This window comes from Bradyrhizobium uaiense, from assembly GCF_010811875.1.
Classification (GTDB): domain Bacteria; phylum Pseudomonadota; class Alphaproteobacteria; order Rhizobiales; family Xanthobacteraceae; genus Bradyrhizobium; species Bradyrhizobium uaiense.
In genome coordinates this window covers 1-20,102 of sequence record NZ_VKHP01000037.1, presented here as the reverse complement: position 1 = coordinate 20,102, position 20,102 = coordinate 1, and the positions used below count along the sequence as shown (strand labels likewise).

General features: G+C 65.0%; 20 protein-coding genes. 5 read left to right on the top strand and 15 right to left on the bottom strand.

The features are described from left to right. Positions 1-11: 11 nt before the first annotated feature. The 7 genes from FNJ47_RS11945 to urtA form a co-directional block, all read right to left on the bottom strand. The gene (locus tag FNJ47_RS11945) at positions 12-362 is read right to left on the bottom strand and encodes an FmdB family zinc ribbon protein (RefSeq protein WP_163153270.1); all 351 of its coding nucleotides are present in this window, start codon (positions 360-362) and stop codon (positions 12-14) included. An 86-nt stretch (positions 363-448) separates the two neighbouring features. After that, positions 449-1,678 carry a formamidase gene (fmdA, locus tag FNJ47_RS11940; RefSeq protein WP_163153269.1) on the bottom strand — a complete coding sequence of 410 codons (1,230 nt, stop codon included), beginning with the start codon at positions 1,676-1,678 and terminating at the stop codon, positions 449-451. Positions 1,679-1,704: 26 nt separating this feature from the next. Beyond that, on the bottom strand, positions 1,705-2,394 hold the full coding sequence (gene urtE / locus FNJ47_RS11935) for an urea ABC transporter ATP-binding subunit UrtE (protein WP_163153268.1): 690 nt from the start codon (positions 2,392-2,394) through the stop codon (positions 1,705-1,707). An 11-nt stretch (positions 2,395-2,405) separates the two neighbouring features. Next, complete coding sequence (gene urtD / locus FNJ47_RS11930) at positions 2,406-3,161, bottom strand: urea ABC transporter ATP-binding protein UrtD (RefSeq protein WP_163153267.1); 756 nt, start codon at positions 3,159-3,161, stop codon at positions 2,406-2,408. A gap of 12 nt (positions 3,162-3,173) precedes the next feature. Beyond that, entirely contained in the window at positions 3,174-4,307 is a 1,134-nt protein-coding gene (gene urtC, locus FNJ47_RS11925) for an urea ABC transporter permease subunit UrtC (protein ID WP_163153266.1), read from the bottom strand. 17 nt (positions 4,308-4,324) lie between these two features. Further along, on the bottom strand, positions 4,325-5,251 hold the full coding sequence (gene urtB / locus FNJ47_RS11920) for an urea ABC transporter permease subunit UrtB (protein WP_163153265.1): 927 nt from the start codon (positions 5,249-5,251) through the stop codon (positions 4,325-4,327). 117 nt (positions 5,252-5,368) lie between these two features. Continuing rightward, positions 5,369-6,631, bottom strand: coding sequence for an urea ABC transporter substrate-binding protein (urtA, locus tag FNJ47_RS11915; RefSeq protein ID WP_163153264.1), 1,263 nt, complete (start codon positions 6,629-6,631; stop codon positions 5,369-5,371). 169 nt (positions 6,632-6,800) lie between these two features. Between urtA and FNJ47_RS11910 the strand changes: the two genes are divergently transcribed. Then, positions 6,801-10,169 carry an ATP-binding protein gene (locus tag FNJ47_RS11910; protein ID WP_163153263.1) on the top strand — a complete coding sequence of 1,123 codons (3,369 nt, stop codon included), beginning with the start codon at positions 6,801-6,803 and terminating at the stop codon, positions 10,167-10,169. After that, positions 10,159-11,085, top strand: coding sequence for a response regulator transcription factor (locus FNJ47_RS11905; protein WP_163153262.1), 927 nt, complete (start codon positions 10,159-10,161; stop codon positions 11,083-11,085). The genes FNJ47_RS11910 and FNJ47_RS11905 overlap by 11 nt, the downstream gene beginning before the upstream one ends. A 66-nt stretch (positions 11,086-11,151) precedes the next feature. Here the strand turns inward: FNJ47_RS11905 and FNJ47_RS11900 are convergent, their stop codons facing one another. Next, complete coding sequence (locus FNJ47_RS11900; RefSeq protein ID WP_163153261.1) at positions 11,152-12,144, bottom strand: AraC family transcriptional regulator; 993 nt, start codon at positions 12,142-12,144, stop codon at positions 11,152-11,154. A gap of 130 nt (positions 12,145-12,274) precedes the next feature. On the opposite strand from FNJ47_RS11900, the gene FNJ47_RS11895 reads away from it, so the two are divergent. After that, positions 12,275-12,811, top strand: coding sequence for a carboxymuconolactone decarboxylase family protein (locus tag FNJ47_RS11895; RefSeq protein WP_163153260.1), 537 nt, complete (start codon positions 12,275-12,277; stop codon positions 12,809-12,811). Positions 12,812-13,145: 334 nt separating this feature from the next. After that, the gene (locus FNJ47_RS11890) at positions 13,146-13,403 is read left to right on the top strand and encodes a hypothetical protein (protein WP_235999838.1); all 258 of its coding nucleotides are present in this window, start codon (positions 13,146-13,148) and stop codon (positions 13,401-13,403) included. Positions 13,404-13,439: 36 nt separating this feature from the next. Here FNJ47_RS11890 and cobF read toward each other — a convergent pair whose 3' ends face one another. Genes cobF through cbiE form a run of 6 tightly spaced genes read right to left on the bottom strand, consistent with a single transcriptional unit; the run spans position 13,440 to position 18,560 of the window. Next, complete coding sequence (gene cobF / locus FNJ47_RS11885; protein ID WP_163153259.1) at positions 13,440-14,186, bottom strand: precorrin-6A synthase (deacetylating); 747 nt, start codon at positions 14,184-14,186, stop codon at positions 13,440-13,442. 7 nt (positions 14,187-14,193) lie between these two features. After that, a complete protein-coding gene (gene cobA, locus FNJ47_RS11880; RefSeq protein WP_163153258.1) occupies positions 14,194-14,922 on the bottom strand; it encodes a uroporphyrinogen-III C-methyltransferase in 729 nt (242 codons plus the stop codon). Further along, complete coding sequence (locus FNJ47_RS11875) at positions 14,919-16,229, bottom strand: cobyrinic acid a,c-diamide synthase CobB (protein WP_163153257.1); 1,311 nt, start codon at positions 16,227-16,229, stop codon at positions 14,919-14,921. Before FNJ47_RS11875 ends, cobA begins: the two co-directional genes overlap by 4 nt. Further along, entirely contained in the window at positions 16,226-17,017 is a 792-nt protein-coding gene (gene cobM / locus FNJ47_RS11870; RefSeq protein WP_163153256.1) for a precorrin-4 C(11)-methyltransferase, read from the bottom strand. The genes FNJ47_RS11875 and cobM overlap by 4 nt, the downstream gene beginning before the upstream one ends. Continuing rightward, complete coding sequence (locus FNJ47_RS11865; protein ID WP_163153255.1) at positions 17,014-17,382, bottom strand: cobalamin biosynthesis protein; 369 nt, start codon at positions 17,380-17,382, stop codon at positions 17,014-17,016. The genes cobM and FNJ47_RS11865 overlap by 4 nt, the downstream gene beginning before the upstream one ends. After that, positions 17,379-18,560 (bottom strand): precorrin-6y C5,15-methyltransferase (decarboxylating) subunit CbiE, encoded by a 1,182-nt coding sequence (gene cbiE / locus FNJ47_RS11860; protein WP_163153254.1) that lies wholly within the window; start codon positions 18,558-18,560, stop codon positions 17,379-17,381. The genes FNJ47_RS11865 and cbiE overlap by 4 nt, the downstream gene beginning before the upstream one ends. Here cbiE and FNJ47_RS11855 point away from each other — a divergent pair. After that, positions 18,559-19,308 carry a cobalt-precorrin-6A reductase gene (locus FNJ47_RS11855; RefSeq protein ID WP_163153253.1) on the top strand — a complete coding sequence of 250 codons (750 nt, stop codon included), beginning with the start codon at positions 18,559-18,561 and terminating at the stop codon, positions 19,306-19,308. The genes cbiE and FNJ47_RS11855 overlap by 2 nt on opposite strands. On the opposite strand, the gene cobJ is transcribed toward FNJ47_RS11855, so the two are convergent. Further along, positions 19,284-20,039 carry a precorrin-3B C(17)-methyltransferase gene (gene cobJ / locus FNJ47_RS11850; protein ID WP_163153252.1) on the bottom strand — a complete coding sequence of 252 codons (756 nt, stop codon included), beginning with the start codon at positions 20,037-20,039 and terminating at the stop codon, positions 19,284-19,286. The two genes, FNJ47_RS11855 and cobJ, sit on opposite strands and share 25 nt — an antisense overlap. Positions 20,040-20,102 lie beyond the last annotated feature (63 nt).

Sequence of the window (20,102 nt, the reverse complement as noted above, 5' to 3'; positions counted from 1 at the left end):
CAGCCTCGCCGTCAGTGACTGATCATCCAGGGGCGCGCGGTTGGAAAGCCCTTGGCGCCGCTCTTGGACTTAGTCATCAGCCGCGCCGGCTTCTTCTTTCCCGATGGGGAGCAGCAGCCGCAGCCCGGGCCGTGCGCGGCCTTGTACTGATCGAGCGTCTTCGGCGCGTGCCGGCTCTGCTCGTTGGTGGCGTGCGCCTTGCGCTTCTCCGAGGGCATGCAGAAGAACGCCGGCGCTGTCAGGATCACGCGCGGCGACGTCGCCTCGCATTGCGGACAGTGCTGCGGCAGGTCGCATTCCGCCATCGGCCGCATGTCGGTGAAGGGCCCGCAGTCGTTGCAGAGATATTCGTAGATCGGCATTTCACTCATCCTTGCGCTGTCGTGAGATCCGGCGATGGATGCGGGGCGGCCAATACGCGACCGTCCCGCACCCTTCGCGCAGGGATTCACTTGTCGGGCGAGATCGGCATCTGGACGTCGCCCTTGATGTGCTTGATCGGTCCCGCCGCCGACGGCATCACGTCGAAGTCGAAGATCTCCGTCGGCAGCCACAGCGTCGCGCAGGCATTAGGCACGTCGACCACACCGGAGATGTGGCCCTGGCACGGCGCGGTGCCGAGGATCGAGTAGGCCTGGGCGCCGGAATAGCCGAACTTCTTCAGATACTCGATCGCGTTCAGACAGGCCTGGCGATAGGCGATGTGGACGTCGAGATAATGCTGCTTGCCGGCCTCGTCGACCGAGATGCCCTCGAAGATCAGATAGTCCTTGTAGTTCGGCGTGATCGGCGACGGCTTGAACACGGGGTTCTTGATGCCGTATTTCGAAACGCCGTCCTTGATGACGTCGACCTTGATGTGCAGCCAGCCGGCCATTTCGATCGCGCCGCAGAAGGTGATCTCGCCGTCGCCCTGGCTGAAATGCAGATCGCCCATCGAGAGCCCGCCGCCCGGCACATAGACCGGGAAGTAGATCTTCGAGCCGCGCGACAGATCCTTGATGTCGCAATTGCCGCCATGCTCGCGCGGCGGCACGGTGCGGGCGCCCTCAAGCCCGATCTTGGCCTTGACGTCGCCCTTGGCCTGGCCGGCATGCGCGGTCGGCGCGAACGGCGGATTGGCGAGGCCCGGCACGCGGGTCGGGTTGGTCGCGATCAGCTCGGCCTCGCGCTTGTTCCAGGCCGCCAGCATCTTGGCATCGGGCAGACAGCCGATCAGGCCGGGATGGATCAGGCCGGCGAAGTTCACGCCGGGGACGTGACGCGACGAGGTGTGGAGGCCTTTGATGTCCCAGATCGACTTCTGCGCCAGCGGGAAATGATCGGTGAGGAAACCGCCGCCATTTTGCTTGGAGAAGAAGCCGTTGAAGCCCCACAGGCTCTCCTTCAACGGACCGACGTCGAGCAGGTCGACGACCAGGAGATCACCGGGCTCGGCGCCCTCGACGCCGATCGGGCCGGACAGGAAGTGCACGATCGACAGATCGATGTCGCGCACGTCATCGGCGGAATCGTTGTTCTTGATGAAGCCGCCGGTCCAGTCGACGGTCTCGATGATGAAGTCGTCGCCGGGGCTGACCCACTCGACGATCGGAACCTCCGGATGCCAGCGGTTATGGATCTTGTCGTTCTCATAGGCCGACTTGCTGAGATCGACCTTGATCAGTGTATCTGGCATCGCAATGCTCCCCTTGAGGTTAGTGGTTAGACAGACAGGTATTTTGATATCTGTGCGGCATCGACGCTGGCGCGCGGATCGTCGCGGACGATCTCGCCGTTCTCGATGACGAGGACGCGGTCGGCGATGTCGAGCGCGAAGCTCAGGACCTGCTCGGAGACGACGATCGACAGCCCGCGCTCATCCCGGATCCGCTTCAGGGTCCGCGCCATGTCCTTGATGATCGACGGCTGGATGCCTTCGGTCGGCTCGTCGAGCAGCAGCACCTTCGGCTTGGTCGCGAGCGCACGGGCGATCGCAAGCTGCTGCTGTTGTCCACCCGAGAGATTGCCGCCGCGCCGGCCCTTCATCTCGAGCAGCACCGGGAACAACTCGTAGATATCACCGGGCACCTCGGAGCCACCTGACACCACGAGCCCGGTCTCGATGTTCTCCCTGACCGTCATGGTGGAGAAGATCATGCGGCCCTGCGGCACATAGGCGAGACCCTTCGCCACCCGCTCGTAGCTCTTCATCGCACCGAGTTCGGTGCCATCCATGGTCACCTTGCCGCTCTTGGCCGGCAGGATGCCCATCAGCGACTTCATCAGCGTGGTTTTGCCCATGCCGTTGCGGCCCATGATCGCAACGATCTCGTTGGGCGCGACCGAGACGTTAAGGCCGTGCAGCACCTCGCTCTGGCCGTAGGCGACGTGAAGATCATTGATTGCCAGCATCGTTCCAGTCCTCAGTGACCCAGGTAAACTTCAATGACCTTCGGATCGTTCTTGACGTGCTCCATCGTCCCCTCGGACAGGATCTGTCCCTGGTGCAGCACCGTGACCTTGTGGGCGATGTCCTCGACGAACTTCATGTCGTGCTCGATCACCAGCACCGAGCGGTCCTTGATGATGCGGTTGAGCAGCTCGGCGGTCTTGGCGCGCTCGGAGACGCTCATGCCGGCGACAGGTTCGTCCAGCATCAGCAGGTCCGGGTCCTGGATCAGCAGCATGCCGATCTCCAGCCACTGCTTCTGGCCGTGGCTGAGCTGGTCGGCATAGGTATTGAGCCGATCCTTCAGGAAGATCATCTCGGCGACCTCCTCGACCCGCTGCTTGACGGTGTCGTCGCGCTGGAAGGTCAGCGAGCCGAACACGGTGCGGCCGCGCGGGAAGGAAATCTCGAGGTTCTCGAACACGGTGAGATCCTCGAACACCGACGGCGTCTGGAATTTGCGCCCCACCCCGGCCTGCACGATCTCGTTCTCGCGCAATCTCGTCAGCTCCTGGCCGCGGAACTGGATCGAGCCTGACGTCGCCTTTGTCTTGCCGCAGATCAGGTCCAGCACCGTGGTCTTGCCGGCGCCGTTCGGGCCGATGATGACGCGGATCTCGTTCTCCTCGACATAGAAGGAGAGATCGTTCACGGCCTTGAAGCCGTCAAAGGACACGGTGAGACCGGAAACCGCGAGCAGGAATTCCTTGGGCTGATGGCCGACGAGCATGATGGTCCCTCCTCACTCGGCCGGTGCGCCGTCGGCGATCATGCCGGCCGCCGATTTCGATTTGCGCGATGACAGCAGGCGATCGATGCGGGGCTGGATGTGATCCGCCCAGATCCCGGACAGCCCGTTGGGGAAGGCCAGCACGACCGCGATGAACAGCGCGCCAAGGCCGAACAGCCAGAGCTGCGGGAAGGATTCCGAAAGGCTGGTCTTGGCGAAATTGACCAGCAGCGCGCCCCACACCGCGCCGAAGATCGACATCCGGCCGCCGACCGCGGTGTAGATCACCATCTCGATCGACGGCACGATGCCGACGAAGGACGGCGACATGAAGCCGACTTCGAGCGTGAACATGGCGCCGCCGATCGCAGCGAACACCGCCGCGGCGCAGAACGCGAAGATCTTGAAGTTGGCGACGCTGTAACCGGAGAAGCGCACGCGATCCTCCTGCTCCCTCATCGCCACCAGGATGCGCCCGAGTTTTGTCAGCCGGATGAATTGCGCGGCGACGATGCATCCGAACAGCAGCACAACCTCGACGAAATACAGAATGAACTTGGCGTGATCGGTGCGGATGTCCCAGCCGTGCAGTGTGCGCAGGTCGGTGATGCCGTTGATGCCGCCGGTGTAGCCCTGTTGCCCCACGATCAGGATGGTGAGGATCGCGGCGATCGCTTGCGTGATGATCGCAAAGTAAACGCCGCCGACCCGACGCTTGAACATCGCGGCGCCGATGATCAGCGCGAAGAACGCGGGAACCAGCAAGATCGCCAGCAGCGTGACCGGAAAACTGTGGAACGGCTTCCAGAAGAAAGGCAGCGAGGTGAGCTGGTTCCAGTCCATGAAGTCGGGGATGCCCGGCGTCGACTGGATCTTGGTGTTCGCAACCGAGGACGCCTCGAGCTTGAGATACATCGCCATGCAGTAGCCACCGAGGCCGAAGAACACGCCCTGGCCCAGGCTCAGGATGCCGCCATAGCCCCAGCACAGCACGAGGCCGATGCCGACGAAGGCATAGGTCAGGTATTTGGCAACGAGGTTGAGGCGGAAGATATCCAGCGACAGCGGCAGGATGAGAAGCAGCAGCACCGCGAGCGCAAGGAAGCCGAGCAGTTCAGAGCGATTGAAAAAGCGCGAGTTGATCATGACCAGCCTGCTTGTTCTTATTTGCGGACCTTGAGCGCGAAGAGCCCCTGCGGACGCACCATCAGGATCCCGACGATGGTCAGCAGCGTGATCACCTTGGCCATCGATCCCGACAGGAAGAACTCCAGCGTCGACTGGGTCTGCGAGATCGAGAAGGCGGAGGCGATGGTGCCGAACAGCGAAGCGGCGCCGCCGAACACGACGACCAGGAAGGTGTCGACGATGTAGAGCTGGCCGGCGGTCGGCCCGGTCGAGCCGATCATGGTGAAGGCCGAGCCCGCAATGCCGGCAATGCCGCAACCCAGCCCAAAGGTGTAGCGATCGACCTTCTCGGTGTTGATGCCGACGGCCCCCGCCATCACGCGGTTCTGCACCACGGCGCGCACCTGCTTGCCCCAGCTCGACCAGAACAGGATGTAGAAGACGACGGTCGTGATCAGGATCGTCAACGCCATCACGAACATGCCGTTGATCGGGATCTGGATGGAGTCGGTCGCCTGCCAGGAGCCCATCATCCATTCCGGCAGCTCAACGCCGACCTCACGCGCGCCGAAGATCGAGCGATAGGCCTGCTGCAGGATCAGGCTGAGGCCCCAGGTCGCCAGCAGCGTGTCGAGCGGACGCTTGTAGAGATGACGTATCAGCGCCCACTCGACCAGCATGCCGAGCGCGCCGGAGGTGATGAACGCCAGGATCATCGCGATGAAGAAGTAACCGGGGAACAGCCAGGGCGCGACGTGCTGCACGGCGTTCGACGTCATCCAGGTGACGTAGGCACCCAGGATCATGAACTCGCCATGCGCCATGTTGATGACGCCCATCTGGCCGAAGATGATGGCAAGCCCCAGTGCCATCAGCACATAGACGGAGAACAGGATGAGCCCGGCAAATCCCTGCATCGCAAGGATGGCGCCGAGATCGCTGATCGAATAGTCGCCGAACATCTATCGTCCTCCAATCCAGGGCATGCGCCGCGACAAAACGGCGCCCGATCGGCGGCGTGGGCGGTGACGTCCACGCCGCGATGCGTTGAGGTGAAGTTGCGCTTTAGGCGCGCAGCCTCACTGGTAGCCCTTGGGGAACGGATCCGGCTCGACGAGATCGGCGGTCTCGTAGATCAGCTCATACTGGCCATCGGCCTTGGCGCGTCCGACGCGGGTCTTCGACCAGAGGTGATGGTTCTCGTGGATCCGGACATAACCCTCCGGAGCGCCCTTGAACTCGACGCCGGGCGATGCGGCCGCGATCTTGTCGATGTCGAAGGAGCCCGCCTTCTCCACCGTCAATTTCCACAGCCACGGGCCGAGATAGGCAGCCTGGGTGACGTCTCCGATCACAGTCTTCTCGCCCCACATCTTCTTGAACGCGGGCACGAAGGCCTTGTTGTTCGGATTGTCGAGCGACTGGAAGTACTTCATGCAGGCATAGGCGCCCGCGATGTTCTCGCCGCCGATGCCGTCGATCTCGTCCTCGGTGACCGAGATCGTGAGCAGCGTCTGCTTCGACAGGTCGATGCCGGCCGCCTTGAGCTGCTTGTAGAACGCGACGTTCGAGCCACCGACGATGATCGCGTAGATCACGTCGGGCTTGGTCAGCTTGATCTTGTTGATGACCGAGTTGAACTGGGTCGAGCCGAGCGGGAAGTATTCCTCGCCGACCACCTTGCAGCCCTGCAGATGGTTCTCGATGTGCTTGCGCGCGATCTTGTTCGAGGTGCGCGGCCAGATGTAATCCGAGCCGAGCAGATAGAAGCTCTTGGCGCCCTTGGTCTTGTTGACCCAGTCGAGGCCGGCGATGATCTGCTGGGTTGCTTCCTGACCGGTGTAGATCACGTTCTTGGACTGCTCGAGGCCTTCATAGAAGGTCGGGTAGTACAGCATGCCGTTGTACTGCTCGAACACCGGCAGCACCGCCTTGCGCGAGGCCGAGGTCCAGCAGCCCATCACGGCCGCGCATTTGTCGTTGACCAGGAGCTTCTTGGCCTTTTCCGCGAAGGTCGGCCAGTCGCTCGCGCCGTCCTCCTGGATGAACTTGATCTTGCGGCCGAGCACGCCGCCGGCGGCGTTGATCTGCTCGATCGCGAGCTTCTCGGCCTCGACCGACCCGGTCTCGGAAATCGCCATGGTGCCGGTCACCGAATGCAGGATGCCGACCGTGACTTCGCTATCGGTGACTGCAAGGCCGGTAGTGTTGACCGCAGAGGTTGCAGGAACTTCGGCAAAAGCGGGACGGCCCAGCATCGAAACGGCCGGCAATGCGGCCATTCCCATCAAGAGCTTGCGCCGGAGCGGAGACTTCAGGCCTGGTTTGGTTTCGTCTGACATGAGCACCCCATCTGGTTCGAGAACGCTTATTGATCGGGCGAGGATTGCTCACTTTTGTGCAGCGCACTGATACGTGAGATCGCGTATACTGCACCGCAAAATAGCGACGTAGGTTTTTGGTACGGGATTTGCCCGCGATCAGCGCATCGTGGACCAGGAGTTCAAACGAGTGGCAGGGCGGCAGCGGATAGACCGCGTCAGGCGCCAATACAATCAATGGGTCGCCAACCAGACGCTGGAAGACTACGCGCTGCGCTTCACCGCCAAGAGCGCGCGGCGCTGGTCTGCCGCCCGCGTGGCCAACACGGCCCTCGGCGCGATCTCCTTCCTCGCACTGGAGGCAATCGGCGGCACCATCACGCTGAACTACGGCGCAATGAACGCCTCCGCCGCGATCCTGGTCGTCAGCGTCATCATCTTCCTCTGCGGACTGCCGATCGCCTACCATGCCGCGAAAAGCGGCATCGACATCGACTTGCTGACCCGCGGCGCCGGCTTCGGCTATATCGGCTCGACCATCACCTCGCTGATCTACGCCTCCTTCACTTTCATCTTCTTCGCGATCGAGGCGGTGATCCTGGCCAGCGCGCTGGACATGTGCTTCGGCATCCCACGGCCGATCGGTTACCTGATCAGCGCGGTCGTGATCATTCCGCTCGTCGTCTACGGCATCACGCTGATCAGCCGCTTCCAGCTCTGGACCCAGCCGCTGTGGGTGATCCTCCACATCATGCCGTTCGCGGCGATCGCCTGGGCTAACCCGCATTCGTTCACCGAGTGGCGCAAGTTCGCCGGCGAGCACGGCGATCCCGCAGGGAATCTCGACCTGCTGCTGTTCGGCACGGCGGCCTCCGTCGTGTTCGCGCTGGTGGCGCAGATCGGCGAGCAGGTCGACTTCCTGCGCTTCCTGCCGCGGGACCGGCGTACCTCGCGCAAGGCCTGGTGGATCGCACTGCTCTCTGCCGGTCCCGGCTGGATCGTGCTCGGCGCGCTCAAGCTGCTGGCCGGTTCGTTCCTGGCCTTCTTCGCGCTCAGCCACGGCGTCTCGGCCGAGCACGCGGCCGAGCCGGCGAATATGTATCTCGAAGCCTTCCGCTACGTGCTGTCGCAGCCGGATCTCGCGATGGCGCTGACCGGTACCTTCGTGATCCTGTCGCAGGTCAAGATCAACGTCACCAACGCCTATGCCGGCTCGATCGCCTGGTCGAATTTCTTCTCCCGCCTCACCCATTCGCATCCCGGCCGCGTGGTGTGGCTGGTGTTCAATGTCGTGGTCGCGCTGCTGTTGATGGAGATCGGCGTCTACAAGGCGCTGGAGCAGACGCTGGCGCTCTATTCCAATGTCGCGATCGCCTGGGTCGGCGCGCTGGTGGCCGATCTCGTTATCAACAAGCCGCTTGGCTTGCGGCCGCAGCACATTGAGTTCAAGCGCGCCCATCTCTGCGACATCAATCCGGTCGGCGTCGGCGCGATGACGATTGCGACCGTGGTCTCGATCAGCGCGTTCTACGGCCTGTTCGGCCCGACCGCGAAGGCGCTATCCGCCTTCGTGGCGCTCGCCGTCGCCTTCATCACGGCTCCCCTGATTGCCTGGGCGACCAACGGCAAATACTACATCGCGCGCAAGCCGAAGCGGAGCTGGCAGAACCTTGAATCGATCCAGTGCTGTATCTGCGAGCATGCGTTCGAGCCCGAAGACATGGCCGCATGCCCTGCCTATGCCGGCCCGATCTGCTCCCTGTGCTGCTCGCTCGACGCGCGCTGCCACGACCTCTGCAAGCCGCACGGGCGGGTCGGCGCGCAGGTGTCGGAAGCGCTGGGCAAGGTAATGCCGCAACCGATCTACGCCCGGATCAACTCGCAGCTCGGGCATTACCTCGGCGTGTTCGCGGTTTCGGCCGGGCTCGTGGCGCTGGTGCTCGGGCTGATCTACCTGCAGACGACGGCGGCCGTGCATGCCAACGAATTATTGGCCGACGTGCTCTGGAAGGTGTTCTTTGCGCTGACCCTGATCATCGGCGTCGTCGCCTGGCTGTTCGTGCTGGCGCAGCAGAGCCGGCGCGCCGCGGAAGAGGAGACACGCCGGCAGACCACGCTGCTGATCCAGGAAATCGATGCCCACAAGCGCACCGATGCCGAATTGCAGCGCGCCAAGGAAGTCGCCGAGTCGGCCAATCTCGCCAAGAGCCGCTACGTCGTCGGCCTCAGCCACGAGCTTCGCTCGCCGCTCAACGCGATCTCCGGCTACGCGCAATTGCTGGAGCAGGACGATAGCCTGCACGTGCGGCCGCGCGAGCAGGTGCGCGTCGTGCGACGCAGCGCCGATCATCTGTCGGGCTTGATCGACGGCATTCTGGATATCTCCAAGATCGAGGCCGGCCGGCTCTATCTGTCGCGCGACGAGGTGCGGCTGAACGATTTCCTCGAGCAGCTGGTCGGCATGTTCCGCCTGCAAGCCGCCGCCAAGGGCATCGACTTCGTGTTCAGGCGGCCGACTGTGCTGCCGCTCGTGGTCTATGCCGACGAGAAGCGGCTGCGGCAGATCCTGATCAACCTGCTCTCGAATGCGATCAAGTTCACCCAACACGGCGCGGTGCAATTCGTGGTGCACTACCGCAGCCCTGTCGCCGAGTTCGAGGTGATCGATACCGGGCCGGGCATCCAGCCCGACGATCTCGAACGGATCTTCGCGCCCTTCGAACGCGGCGCGCTCGGCGTCACCCAGCCGCAGACCGGCACCGGGCTTGGGCTGACCATCAGCCGCCTGCTCGCGGGCGTGATGGGCGGCGACATCAAGGTGTTGAGCACGGTCGGCACCGGCAGCACATTCCGCGTCAAGCTGCTGCTGTCCGAGGTCACCAATCCGCGCCGCGATGCGCCGGTCGACGCTCCCGTCTACGGCTATCACGGGCCGCGCAAGACCATCCTGATCACCGACGATGATCCGACCCACCGCGACCTCCTGCGCGAAATCCTGGCGCCGCTCGGCTTCATCCTGCTCAGCGCCCCGGACGGACCCGGCTGCCTGGCGCTGGCCCAGCATTGCCGGCCCGACATGTTCCTGCTCGATATCTCGATGGCGGGCATGGACGGCTGGACGGTCGCGGAAACCCTGCGCTCCGAAGGCCATCACCAGGCACGTATCCTGATGATCTCGGCCAGTGCGCTGGAGGCCCATGGTGCGCCGCTGGCGCAACCATTCCACGACGGCTATCTGATGAAGCCGATCGACATCCCGCGGCTGCTCGAGACCATCCGCCAACTGCTCAAGATCGAGTGGCAGTATGAGGCCGAGCAGGCTCCGAGCCCGCAATGGAAGCCCGAGAGTGGCTCGCGCCCGCCGGTGAAATATGTGGAAGAGCTGATCAGCCTTGGCCAACTCGGCTATATCAGGGCGATCCAACTCAAGCTCGACGAGATCGGCAACGAACATCCCGAACATGCCGATTTCGTCGGCCAGATGCGCACGCTGATCGACCGGTTCGATCTCGATCAATATATGGCGACGTTGAAGACATTGCACAGCTATGACCATTGAACAGAGAAAGCGCGACGTCGCGCTCGTCGTCGACGACTCGCCGGAGACGCTGCGTCTGTTGACCGATGCGCTCGACGGCGCCGGGATGACCGTGATGGTCGCGCTCGACGGGGCGTCGGCGATGCGCATCGTCGACCAGATCACCCCCGATATCGTGCTGCTCGACGCCGTGATGCCCGGTATGGACGGCTTCGAGACCTGCCGGCGGCTGAAGCGCGACGCCGGGCTCGACGGCGTGCCGATCATCTTCATGACCGGGCTTGCCGAAACCGAGCACATCGTGCGCGGGCTGGAAGCCGGCGGCGTCGACTATGTCACCAAGCCGATCGTAGTCGAGGAGATGCTGGCGCGGATCCGGGTCCATCTCGCCAATGCGCGGATGACACAGAGCGCCCGCGCAGCGCTCGACGTTTCCGGCCGCTACCTGCTCGCGGTCAACAGCGCCGGCGCACTACTGTGGGCGACGCCGCAGGCACAGCGGCTGCTGTCCGATACGCTGGCCGACGCCGCCGACAATTTCGTGCTGCCGGAGCCGATGCCGCATTGGCTTGAACAGGCGCAGAAAGGTGTGGCGGGAAAGAAGACCGCGACCGTGGCGTCATTCCCCGGCAACGAGCAGCTTCGCCTGCAGTTCATGGGAAAGCTCGGTCCCAACGAGTTCCTGCTGCGGCTGGCCAAGGACACCAGCGGCGATATGCCGGCCGAGTTCTCCAGCGAGCTCGGCCTGACCACCCGCGAGGGCGAGGTGCTGTCCTGGCTCTCCAAGGGCAAGACCAACCGCGACATCGCGCAGATCCTTGGCCTGAGCCCGCGGACGGTCGACAAGCACCTCGAGCAGATCTACGCCAAGCTAGGGGTCGAGAACCGCACCGCCGCCGCCGCGATCGCGGTCAACGCCAGGCATCGCAAGTCCTGATCTGACGCCGGAGCCGCCGCACTCTCCGGCTCGCACGCTGGAAACTGCGCGCAGCGCAGGGACACTCTACGCATCCGCAGTCGGCAAACTCCCGCTTCGATCAGCGGATGCAGCAGGCTCAATCGACAAGTCCGATTCCGGCTGCGCTTTTCGCCACTGCGCCGGCGTTACTCCCATATGACTCTTGAAGGCGCGCTGAAAGGCGGCCTCGGACTGGTAGCCGACCATCTCCGCAACGGCACCGGTCGAAAGCGATGATTTCCTCAACTCGTTTGCCGCAAGCGTCATCCTGATATCGGCAAGCAGATCGCTGGCCGATCGCCCGAGCTTCTCCTGGAACTGCCGCGCCAGCGTGGCGCGCGACATGTTGCAGAGGCGCGCAAGCTCCGGCAGCGACCAGGTACGCTCGGGCGCGTTGAACATGGCGGCCACCGCCGGCGCGAGCCGGGGATCGCCGACCAGGTCGAGAAGCCCCTGTGATGTTGCATCTGTCTCGCTCGCAAGCCGCAGCACCAGCGCGAACATTGCAGTGGACAGCGCGTTCAGCATGGCGTGGCCGCCGAGATGATCGTCGGCCGTTTCGCTGCGCATCAGGGACACCAGTCCGGCGAGCTGCGCCGCCGTCCCCTTTGCCGTGCGCGCGCCGGCATGCACGACAAGACGCGGCGGAAGATAACTGCGCAACAGGCGGTCGTGCGGAGGTGCGATCGCGAAATGCCCGCACAACAGGTCAAGCCGCTCGTCCGACCCGAGGTTTTCGCTGATCGTGAAATTCTGCGCCGCCCGATTGCGCGCGGGCAGCGGTGACGCCCCGCTGCCGTCGTGCATCACGTGCCACGGGTTGCCCGGCAGCAAAAGAATGTCGCCGGGCTTCAGCAGCAGCGAGCGTCCGCCCGCGGGATCGTCCAGGATCGCCGAGCCGGCAAGCACCGCATGATAGGGGATCTCGTTGGTCGCGCCTGGGCCCTGCTCGATTCGCCAGGGGACGCTGTAACTGCAGCGAATATCGAGCCGCCCGCGCACCGGCATCATCTCGAATAGCCGGCTGAGCCAATCCATGGCCAATCCCCCCAAGGCAGTTCATGAGACGATTGAGCATATAATCGAGCAATATGAACATTCAATGTCTCAAATCCGAATCCTATTTTCACTGCGCAATCGTTCACCACCCCAAACACGGAGTTGCACCATGTCTCGTCTCTCAGTCCCCAATCTCGAAACCGATACCGGCCCGTCGGGCCAGATCTACGCCCAGATCAAGAAGGCGGCCGGTAGTGTCCCGAACGCCTATGCGGCCATCGCCGCCCACGGGCCGGCCGCGCTCAAGTCGATCCTCGCCGCCGATGCCGTGCTGGCCGGCGGCAGCCTGTCGAAGCGCGATCGGGAGATCATCAAGCTCGTGATCAGCGCCGCCGGCGGCTGCGATTACTGTGTCGCCGCGCATTCGCATCTCGGCAGGCTCGCCGGCGTGAACGCCGACGCATTGAAGCAGATCCGCGATGGAGCGCCGACCGGCGATGCCAGGCAAGACACGCTGATCGGTTTCGTCCGCAAGCTTGCGCTGTCGGGCGGCACCGTCAGCGACGCGGATTTCGCCGCGATCAAGGCCGCCGGCTACAGCGACGCGCAACTGGTCGAGATCAGCCTCGCGTTTGCGACCATCGTCTTCACCAACGTCTTCAACCGCATCAACGACACCGACATCGACTTCCCCGCAGTCGCGTGAAGCGGCGGGGGCCGGATGTGGTTCGCCTGACCACGCAATAGACGATCTCGGCTGATCGCGATTGATCGCTGGTGTGCCCTTGCGCGCACCGGCGATCGCGCTGCCGAGCGATTGAGCGGCCGCAGCATCTCTCGACCACAGCGACATGGCAGCCATCATTGTCGCCCAGGTCCGACCGTCTATGACCCTCTAAGGCCGTTTCATAACCCATTGCCGGATTTGCGGAATGCGTTGAAATTGGCCACCCGCTCCACGCGATCGGCTACGCCACTTCCCGCTCGCCGAGGACGCATCGTCTATTCCCATGCAGGAATGGTCCGCAGCCCCTCCGGCCATGACCATAGTTCCGCCGCGCGGTCTGGGTTACAAAATACCTACGGTGTTGTTCTGGGGTGAGTTGATGAAGAAGGACGACGTCACGTGTCCGCGCTGCGGGGCCGGATTTCGACGCCTTGAGCTGGCATCCGGATCAGCAAGCAAGGGCGAGTATCGCTGCCCGGTCTGCGAGACGACGCTCGAGCAGTTCGATGGCGACAGTCTCGTTGCCTATCGCCTCACCATCCAGCCTTCCATTCGCGGGTTGAAGACCTGAGAGTCACGACGCATCGCGTGCCGACGCGATCCGCGATCACGCTCGCTTCAGGACATAGCAGTCCATGATCCAGCCGTGCTGCGCACGCGCTTGCTGACGCGCGGCGACGATGCGCGGACCTGTCTCCGCAAGATCCCCCGCCATGATGATCTGATCGGGCATGCCGAGATAGGCGCCCCACCAGATCTTCAGGCCCTCAGGATCCAGCGTCTGGAATGCCGCGCCGCCGTCGAGCATCACGACGATGGTGTCGACGCCGGACGGCCAGCCGCCCTCGCGCAGCCGCCGGCCGGTCGTGACCAGGAACGGCTCGCCGATCTCATTGAGCGGCAGCGCATGCGCCGCGCACAGCGCCTGGATCGAGGTGATGCCCGGGATCATTTCGATCGATGGCCGCGGGTCGAGCCGCTGTGCAATCCGCAGGCTGGAGTCGTAGAGCGAGGGATCGCCCCAGATCAGCAGCGCGACGCGCCCCTCGCCGCCGAGATGACGTGTGATTTCCTGCGACCAGATTGCGGCGATCGCATCATGCCAATCGTCGACGCCCTTGCGGTAGTCCTCCTCGCCGGCGTCGCGCACCGGCAGGTCGAACTCGGCAATGCGCGTGCGGTCGTTGCTCAGCGCTTGCGCGCAAATCGCTCGCCGCAACTCGGCGAGGTCCGACTTCGCGGTGCCCTTGCGCGGGATCAGGATCAGATCAGCGTCATTGATCGCCGCGATCGCAGCAAGGGTGAGCTGCCGCGGATCGCCGCAACCGATACCGATCAGGGAAAGCGTCAACATCGCCGCTTCACTTGTCTTCCGGCGCGAGCGCGCCGAACAAAATGATCGCAGCCGCCGTCGCAGCGCCGGCATGCGTGAGTTGTTCGGCCAGCTCCGCAATCGTGGTGCGGACAAGCCGCTCGTCAGCATGGCCGAGGGACTCTGCCAGGAGTGCAGGCGTCTCGGGAGCGAGGCCATGCGCGATCAGCCTTGCGGCCAGCGCCGGGAACGTGCGCCGCCCCATATAGACGACCGTGGTCGCTTCCGGATCGGCCAGCGCCGCCCAGTTCAAATCCGCAGGCAAGCCGCCGGTGACATCGGCGCCGGTCACGAACTGGACCCGGCGCGACGTCAGCCGTCGCGTCAGCGGGATGCCGGCTTGCGCTGCGGCAACCGAGGCCGAGGTCACGCCGGGAATGATCTCGTAGCGGATGCCGGCCGCGCGCAGCGCCTCGATCTCCTCCTCGAGCCGTCCGAAAATGCCTGCGTCGCCCGACTTCAGCCGGACCACCCGCACGCCGGTCGCCGCATAGTCTACCAGCAGCCGGCTGACATGATGTTGCCTCGCCGACAGCCGCCCGGCGCGCTTGCCGACCGCGACGAGGTTGGCACCGGCGCGCGCGAGATCGAGGATCGCGCCCGAAGCGAGGTCGTCGTAGAGCACGACGTCAGCCTCGCGCAGCCGCGCGGCTCCCTTGATGGTCAAGAGCTCGGGATCGCCCGGACCGGCCGAGACGAAGGAGACAGTTCCGCTCATCGGTCCCCCGCAATCAGATGGAAGAATGTCCCCGTCGCGTTGCCACGCCACGATCCGGTCTCCGCAACGATCGCGCCGGTCGCATCGCGCACCACAGCCAGCGGCGTGTCCGGCTGCGCGATGATCGTCGAATAGTGGAACTCGTGACCGCGCAGCCGTGCCCCGAAACCGTGTCCGGGCATCGGTGCCGCAAGCTCGGCGCGCCGGTAGCCCAAATGCATCCGGCGCTTGGCGTAGCTCGTCTCGAGGCCGAGCAAGCCCGCCATCGCGTGGTGCACGCCTTCGGCATCGGTGAGCGCTGTGCCCAACACCATGTAGCCCCCGCACTCGCCGTGTACCGGCCTCGTCTCGGCAAAGGTGCGCAGCTGCCCAAGAAATCGCCTGTTGGCGGCCAGCCGGCCGGCATGCAGCTCGGGATAGCCACCAGGCAACCAGCACACATCGGCATCCGTATCGGGGCCCTCGTCGGCGAGGGGCGAGAACGTCACGATCTCAGCGCCGGCCGCGCGCCAGGCTTCCAGCATGTGCGGATAAACGAAGGAGAATGCGGCGTCACGCGCCAGCGCGATGCGTTGGCCGGGCGGTGTGATGTCCAGGCTGAGCGCGGCCGATTGCGGCGACCAGACCCGCGCCGATCGCATCACAGAGTCCAGATCGACATGCTCGACGACGAAGCGTGCGGCTTCGTCGATCAGGCCGTCGATCTGAGCCTGCTCTTCGGCCTGCACCAGGCCGAGATGACGCTTCGGAAGTGCGATCTCGGCGTGCCGGGGCAGCGCGCCAAAAACCGGAATGCCTGCGCCTTCCATGGCACTGCGCACCAAGGCTTCATGCCGCGCACTGGCGACACGGTTGAGAACGACGCCTGCCAGCCGCACGCCGGCGCGGAAATCGCGCAGTCCCGCGGCGATCGCCGCCGCCGTCTGCGCCTGACCGGAGGGATCGATCACCAGCAGCACCGGCCATCCCATCATCTCGGCAATATCGGCGGTGGCGCCGGTGCCGGAGACGCCAGGCGCGGCGACACCGTCGAACAATCCCATCGAGCCCTCGGCCAGCACGAGATCCGCATCCGCGCCGCGGCTTGCCAGATGGGCGATCGCTTCGCGCGCCATCGCCCAGCTATCGATGTTGACCGACGCGCGTCCCGTCGCGACCGCGTGAAAGGCAGGATCGATGTAATCAGGCCCGCTCTTGAGGCATTGCACCTTCAGCCCGCGATTGCGACAGGCACGGGCCAACGCCAGGGTCAGCGTCGTCTTGCCGACGCCGGATGCCGGTGCCGAGATCACGAGGCCCGCGGTCATTGCGATGATCCTGTCTCCGGAAAGCGCGGCTCCGCCCCCACCGGCCGATAGCGGCGGTCATAGTCGGCCGCATAGAGCCGGCTTTCGGCGAATTCACCGGCGCCCAGCGTCTTGCCGACCAGGATCAACGCGGTGCGTTCGAGCTCGGCGCCAATGGCGGCATCGAGCGTCGCAAGCGTGGCGCGCACGATGCGCTGGTCCGGCCAGCTCGCGCGCCAGACGATCGCGACCGGACAGTCTGCGCCATAATGCGGCGTCAGCTCGGCGATGACCTTGTCGAGCAGATGGATTGAGAGATGGATCGCGAGCACTGCACCGGTCGCGGCAAAGGCCGCAAGCGTCTCGCCATCAGGCATCGCGCTCGCCCTGCCCGGCGTGCGTGTCAGCACCACCGATTGCGCAAGACCCGGCAGCGTCAGCTCGGACTCCAGCGCCGCCGCAGCCGCCGAGAAGGCCGGCACGCCAGGCGTCACCGAATACGGAATATTCAACGCGCGCAATCGGCGCAGCTGTTCGCCCATCGCCGACCAGATCGAGAGGTCGCCCGAATGCAGCCGCGCGACGTCCTTGCCCTCGGCATGCGCCGCGGCGATCTCGGCGATGATCTCGTCGAGCGAGAGCGGTGCCGTGTTGACGATGCGCGCATCCTTCGGGCAATGCGCCAGAACGCCTGACGGCACCAGCGATCCCGCATAGAGACAGACCGGGCAAGAGGCGATCAGATCGCGGCCGCGCAGGGTCAGGAGGTCGGCGGCGCCGGGCCCTGCGCCGATGAAATGCACCGTCATTCGCCGTCTCCTTCCGCGATCGCCGCGGTGGCCATTCGATCCTGCGACGTCGCCCTGACCGAGATCAGGCGCGCACCGCGCCCTGCTGCCGCGACCGCGGCGGCTTCAGCGACGGAGCCCGTTCCGAACCTGGCCTTGATAAGCTCCGATTGCGTCGCGGTCTTGATCTCAGCCAACGTCGCGGCGGGGATGCCGCGGATCGGCAACCCCAATTCCCGTGCCAGCACTTTCAACGCTACCGCATCGGCCTTGTCACTCACCGTTGCAACCGCCGCAAGCCCTTCGGAGCCGCCGGCGGCGTCGAGTGCTTCGCGCAAGGATGCGACGCTGGCTTTGCCCCGGAATCCCAAGCCCGCGACCTTCATCTGATAGCACTCCATTGCACGATCGGCCGCGCGGCCTTCCAGGAGCGATACCGGCCCAGTGGCTCGGCCTGCGCAATCTCGAGGCGCATCAGTTCGCCGCCATGGCGCCGGCGCAGATCGGAAAGGAGCGCCTCGGTTTCGAGCGTCACCGCATGTGCAACCAGCCGCGTTCCCGGCGCGATGCGCGGCCAGATCGCATCGAACATATCCGCGTCGAGGCCGCCGCCGATGAATACGGCATCGGGCGCCGCAAGGTCCGATAAGGCCCCGGGCGCCTCGCCTTCGATGATGGTCATCCGATGCGTCACGCCGAAGCCCGCAGCATTGCTGCGAATATTGGCGGCGCGTTGGGCGCGTGCCTCGACCGCGATCGCCGTCCCGCCGCAGAGCACCCATTCGATCGAGATCGAGCCCGAGCCCGAGCCGACATCCCACAGCCGTTCGCCGGGCCGTGGCGCAAGCGCCGACAGCGCCAGTGCGCGGACCGGCCGCTTGGTCAGTTGCCCGTCATGTACAAAGAGCGCGTCCGGGAGACCCGAGCTGCGCGCGATTCCCTGCGCTCCCCGCGCCTCCAACGCCACCGCGACCAAGCTGCCGTGGGAATCGCCTGCATAATTGTCGGCGCGATGCTGCGTAATGGATTCACGCGGTCCGCCGAGCGCCGAAAGCGTCCACATCGCTGACGCCCCCCAGCCACGCTCAGTGAGCCAGCTCGAGAGATCGGACGCCGCCTTGCCGTCGCGCACCAGGCAGATGATCCGAGCATCGCGCACGAGGTGCAGTAACAGCCGCTCGAACGGTGCGGCATGAAGCCCGAGACAGATGACATTCTCGAGCCGCCAGCCCAATCGCGCCGCAGCCAGCGAGAACGTCGATGGCGCGGAGTACGCGATCCACTCGTCCGCCTGCAACTTCTCGACGAGACTTCCACCGGCGCCGTGCCAGAACGGATCGCCCGAGGCGAGCACCACCGTCGGACGACCGCGGCATTCAAGCACGATCTCCGCATCGAACGGCACCGGCCAGGCACGGCCACGCCCGGTGATGCCGGCCAGCGCGAGATGCCGTTCGCCGCCGAAAACCACCTCAGCCTCACCAAGCGCCTTTCGGCTTGCATCAGAGAGGCCGGCAAGGCCATCTTCGCCGATACCGATGATGGTCAACCAGGGATTATTCATGACGCGCGCCCTGATCCTGGGCGGAACGGCCGACGCCAATCTCCTTGCCGACGCGATTGCCCGCGCCGGCATCGACGCGGTCTATTCCTATGGCGGCCGCACCGCTGCTCCTGCCGAACAGCCTCTGCCGACCCGGATCGGCGGCTTCGGCGGCGTCAGCGCGCTTGCCGATTATCTGCGTCACGAAGCCATTACGCATGTGATCGACGCGACGCACCCCTTCGCGGCAGAGATGAGCCGGAACGCGATCACCGCCTGCGCGCAAACCGCAACGCCATTGCTCGCGCTCGAGCGCGCGCCTTGGGACAAGATTTCCGGCGATCGCTGGATCGAGGTCGCGGACGTCGTAGCCGCGGTCGCGGCTTTGCCGGACAGCCGCGCCAGCGTATTCCTCGCGATTGGCCGCCAGCACATCGCGCCCTTCGGTGTTCGGCCGCAGCATGCCTATACGCTGCGTTTCGTCGACCCGCCCGAGCAAGCGCTGCCGTTGCCCGATGCCGACGTCATTGTCTCGCGCGGTCCATTCACGCTCGAGGGCGAACTCGAGATGATGCGCGCGCGTCGCATTGCTTGGATCGTCGCCCGCAATTCCGGCGGAGCCGGCGCGCGCGCCAAGATCGACGCCGCCCGCGCGCTCGGCCTTCCCGTCATCATGATCACGCGGCCGCATCTGCCCGACAGGCCGCGGGTGGAAAGCGTGAGCCAGGTGATGGAGTGGCTCGGTCATCGGACCTGCCTCGGCGCATAGACCCAGCGGCCGACCCGCCGCGTCGCTGAATTGCCGACGATCACGAGCGTCCGCATATCGGCCATGTCAGGCCGCGCGTCGCGCAGTTCGACCGTCTCGATCCGCTGATCGGGCGTGCTAACGGCGCGCGCGAAGATCACGATGCGCTCGCCGCAGCCCGCCTCTTTCAAAATCTCCAACGTCCGCGCAAAACCATCGGGCCGGCTGGCCGAGCGCGGATTGTACATCGCGATCGCGAAATCGGCCTCGGCGGCGAGCCGCAGCCGCTTCTCGATCAACGGCCATGGCTTGAGATTGTCGGAAAGGTTGATCGCGCAAAAATCATGGCCGAGCGGCGCGCCGGCGCTCGCCGCCGCCGCCAGCATCGCCGTCACGCCCGGCAGAACGCGAATGGAGAGGTCTTGCCATTGCGGCGCGTCCTCCAACGCTTCGAACACGGCGGATGCCATCGCAAACACCCCGGGATCGCCCGAGGACACCACGACGACATGCCGCCCCTCGGCCGCCAGCCGCAGCGCCTCGCCGGCGCGCTGCAATTCCACGCGGTTGTCCGAGGGATGCAGCGTGAGCCCGTCGCGCGGCTGCACACGGGTCACATAGGGCGCATAGCCGACGATGTCAGTCGCCGTTGCGAGTGCAGCGGAGACCTCCGGCGTGATCAGCGCCTCGTCGCCCGGCTCGCTGACATCGGCGAGGCCGATTGTCCGTATTTTGCGATCGTGCTGGTGCATGGGTTGGGGCGGCGCAGGGAGGCGGCGCGATGACCGGCACGCTGACCATCGCGGGACTGGGGC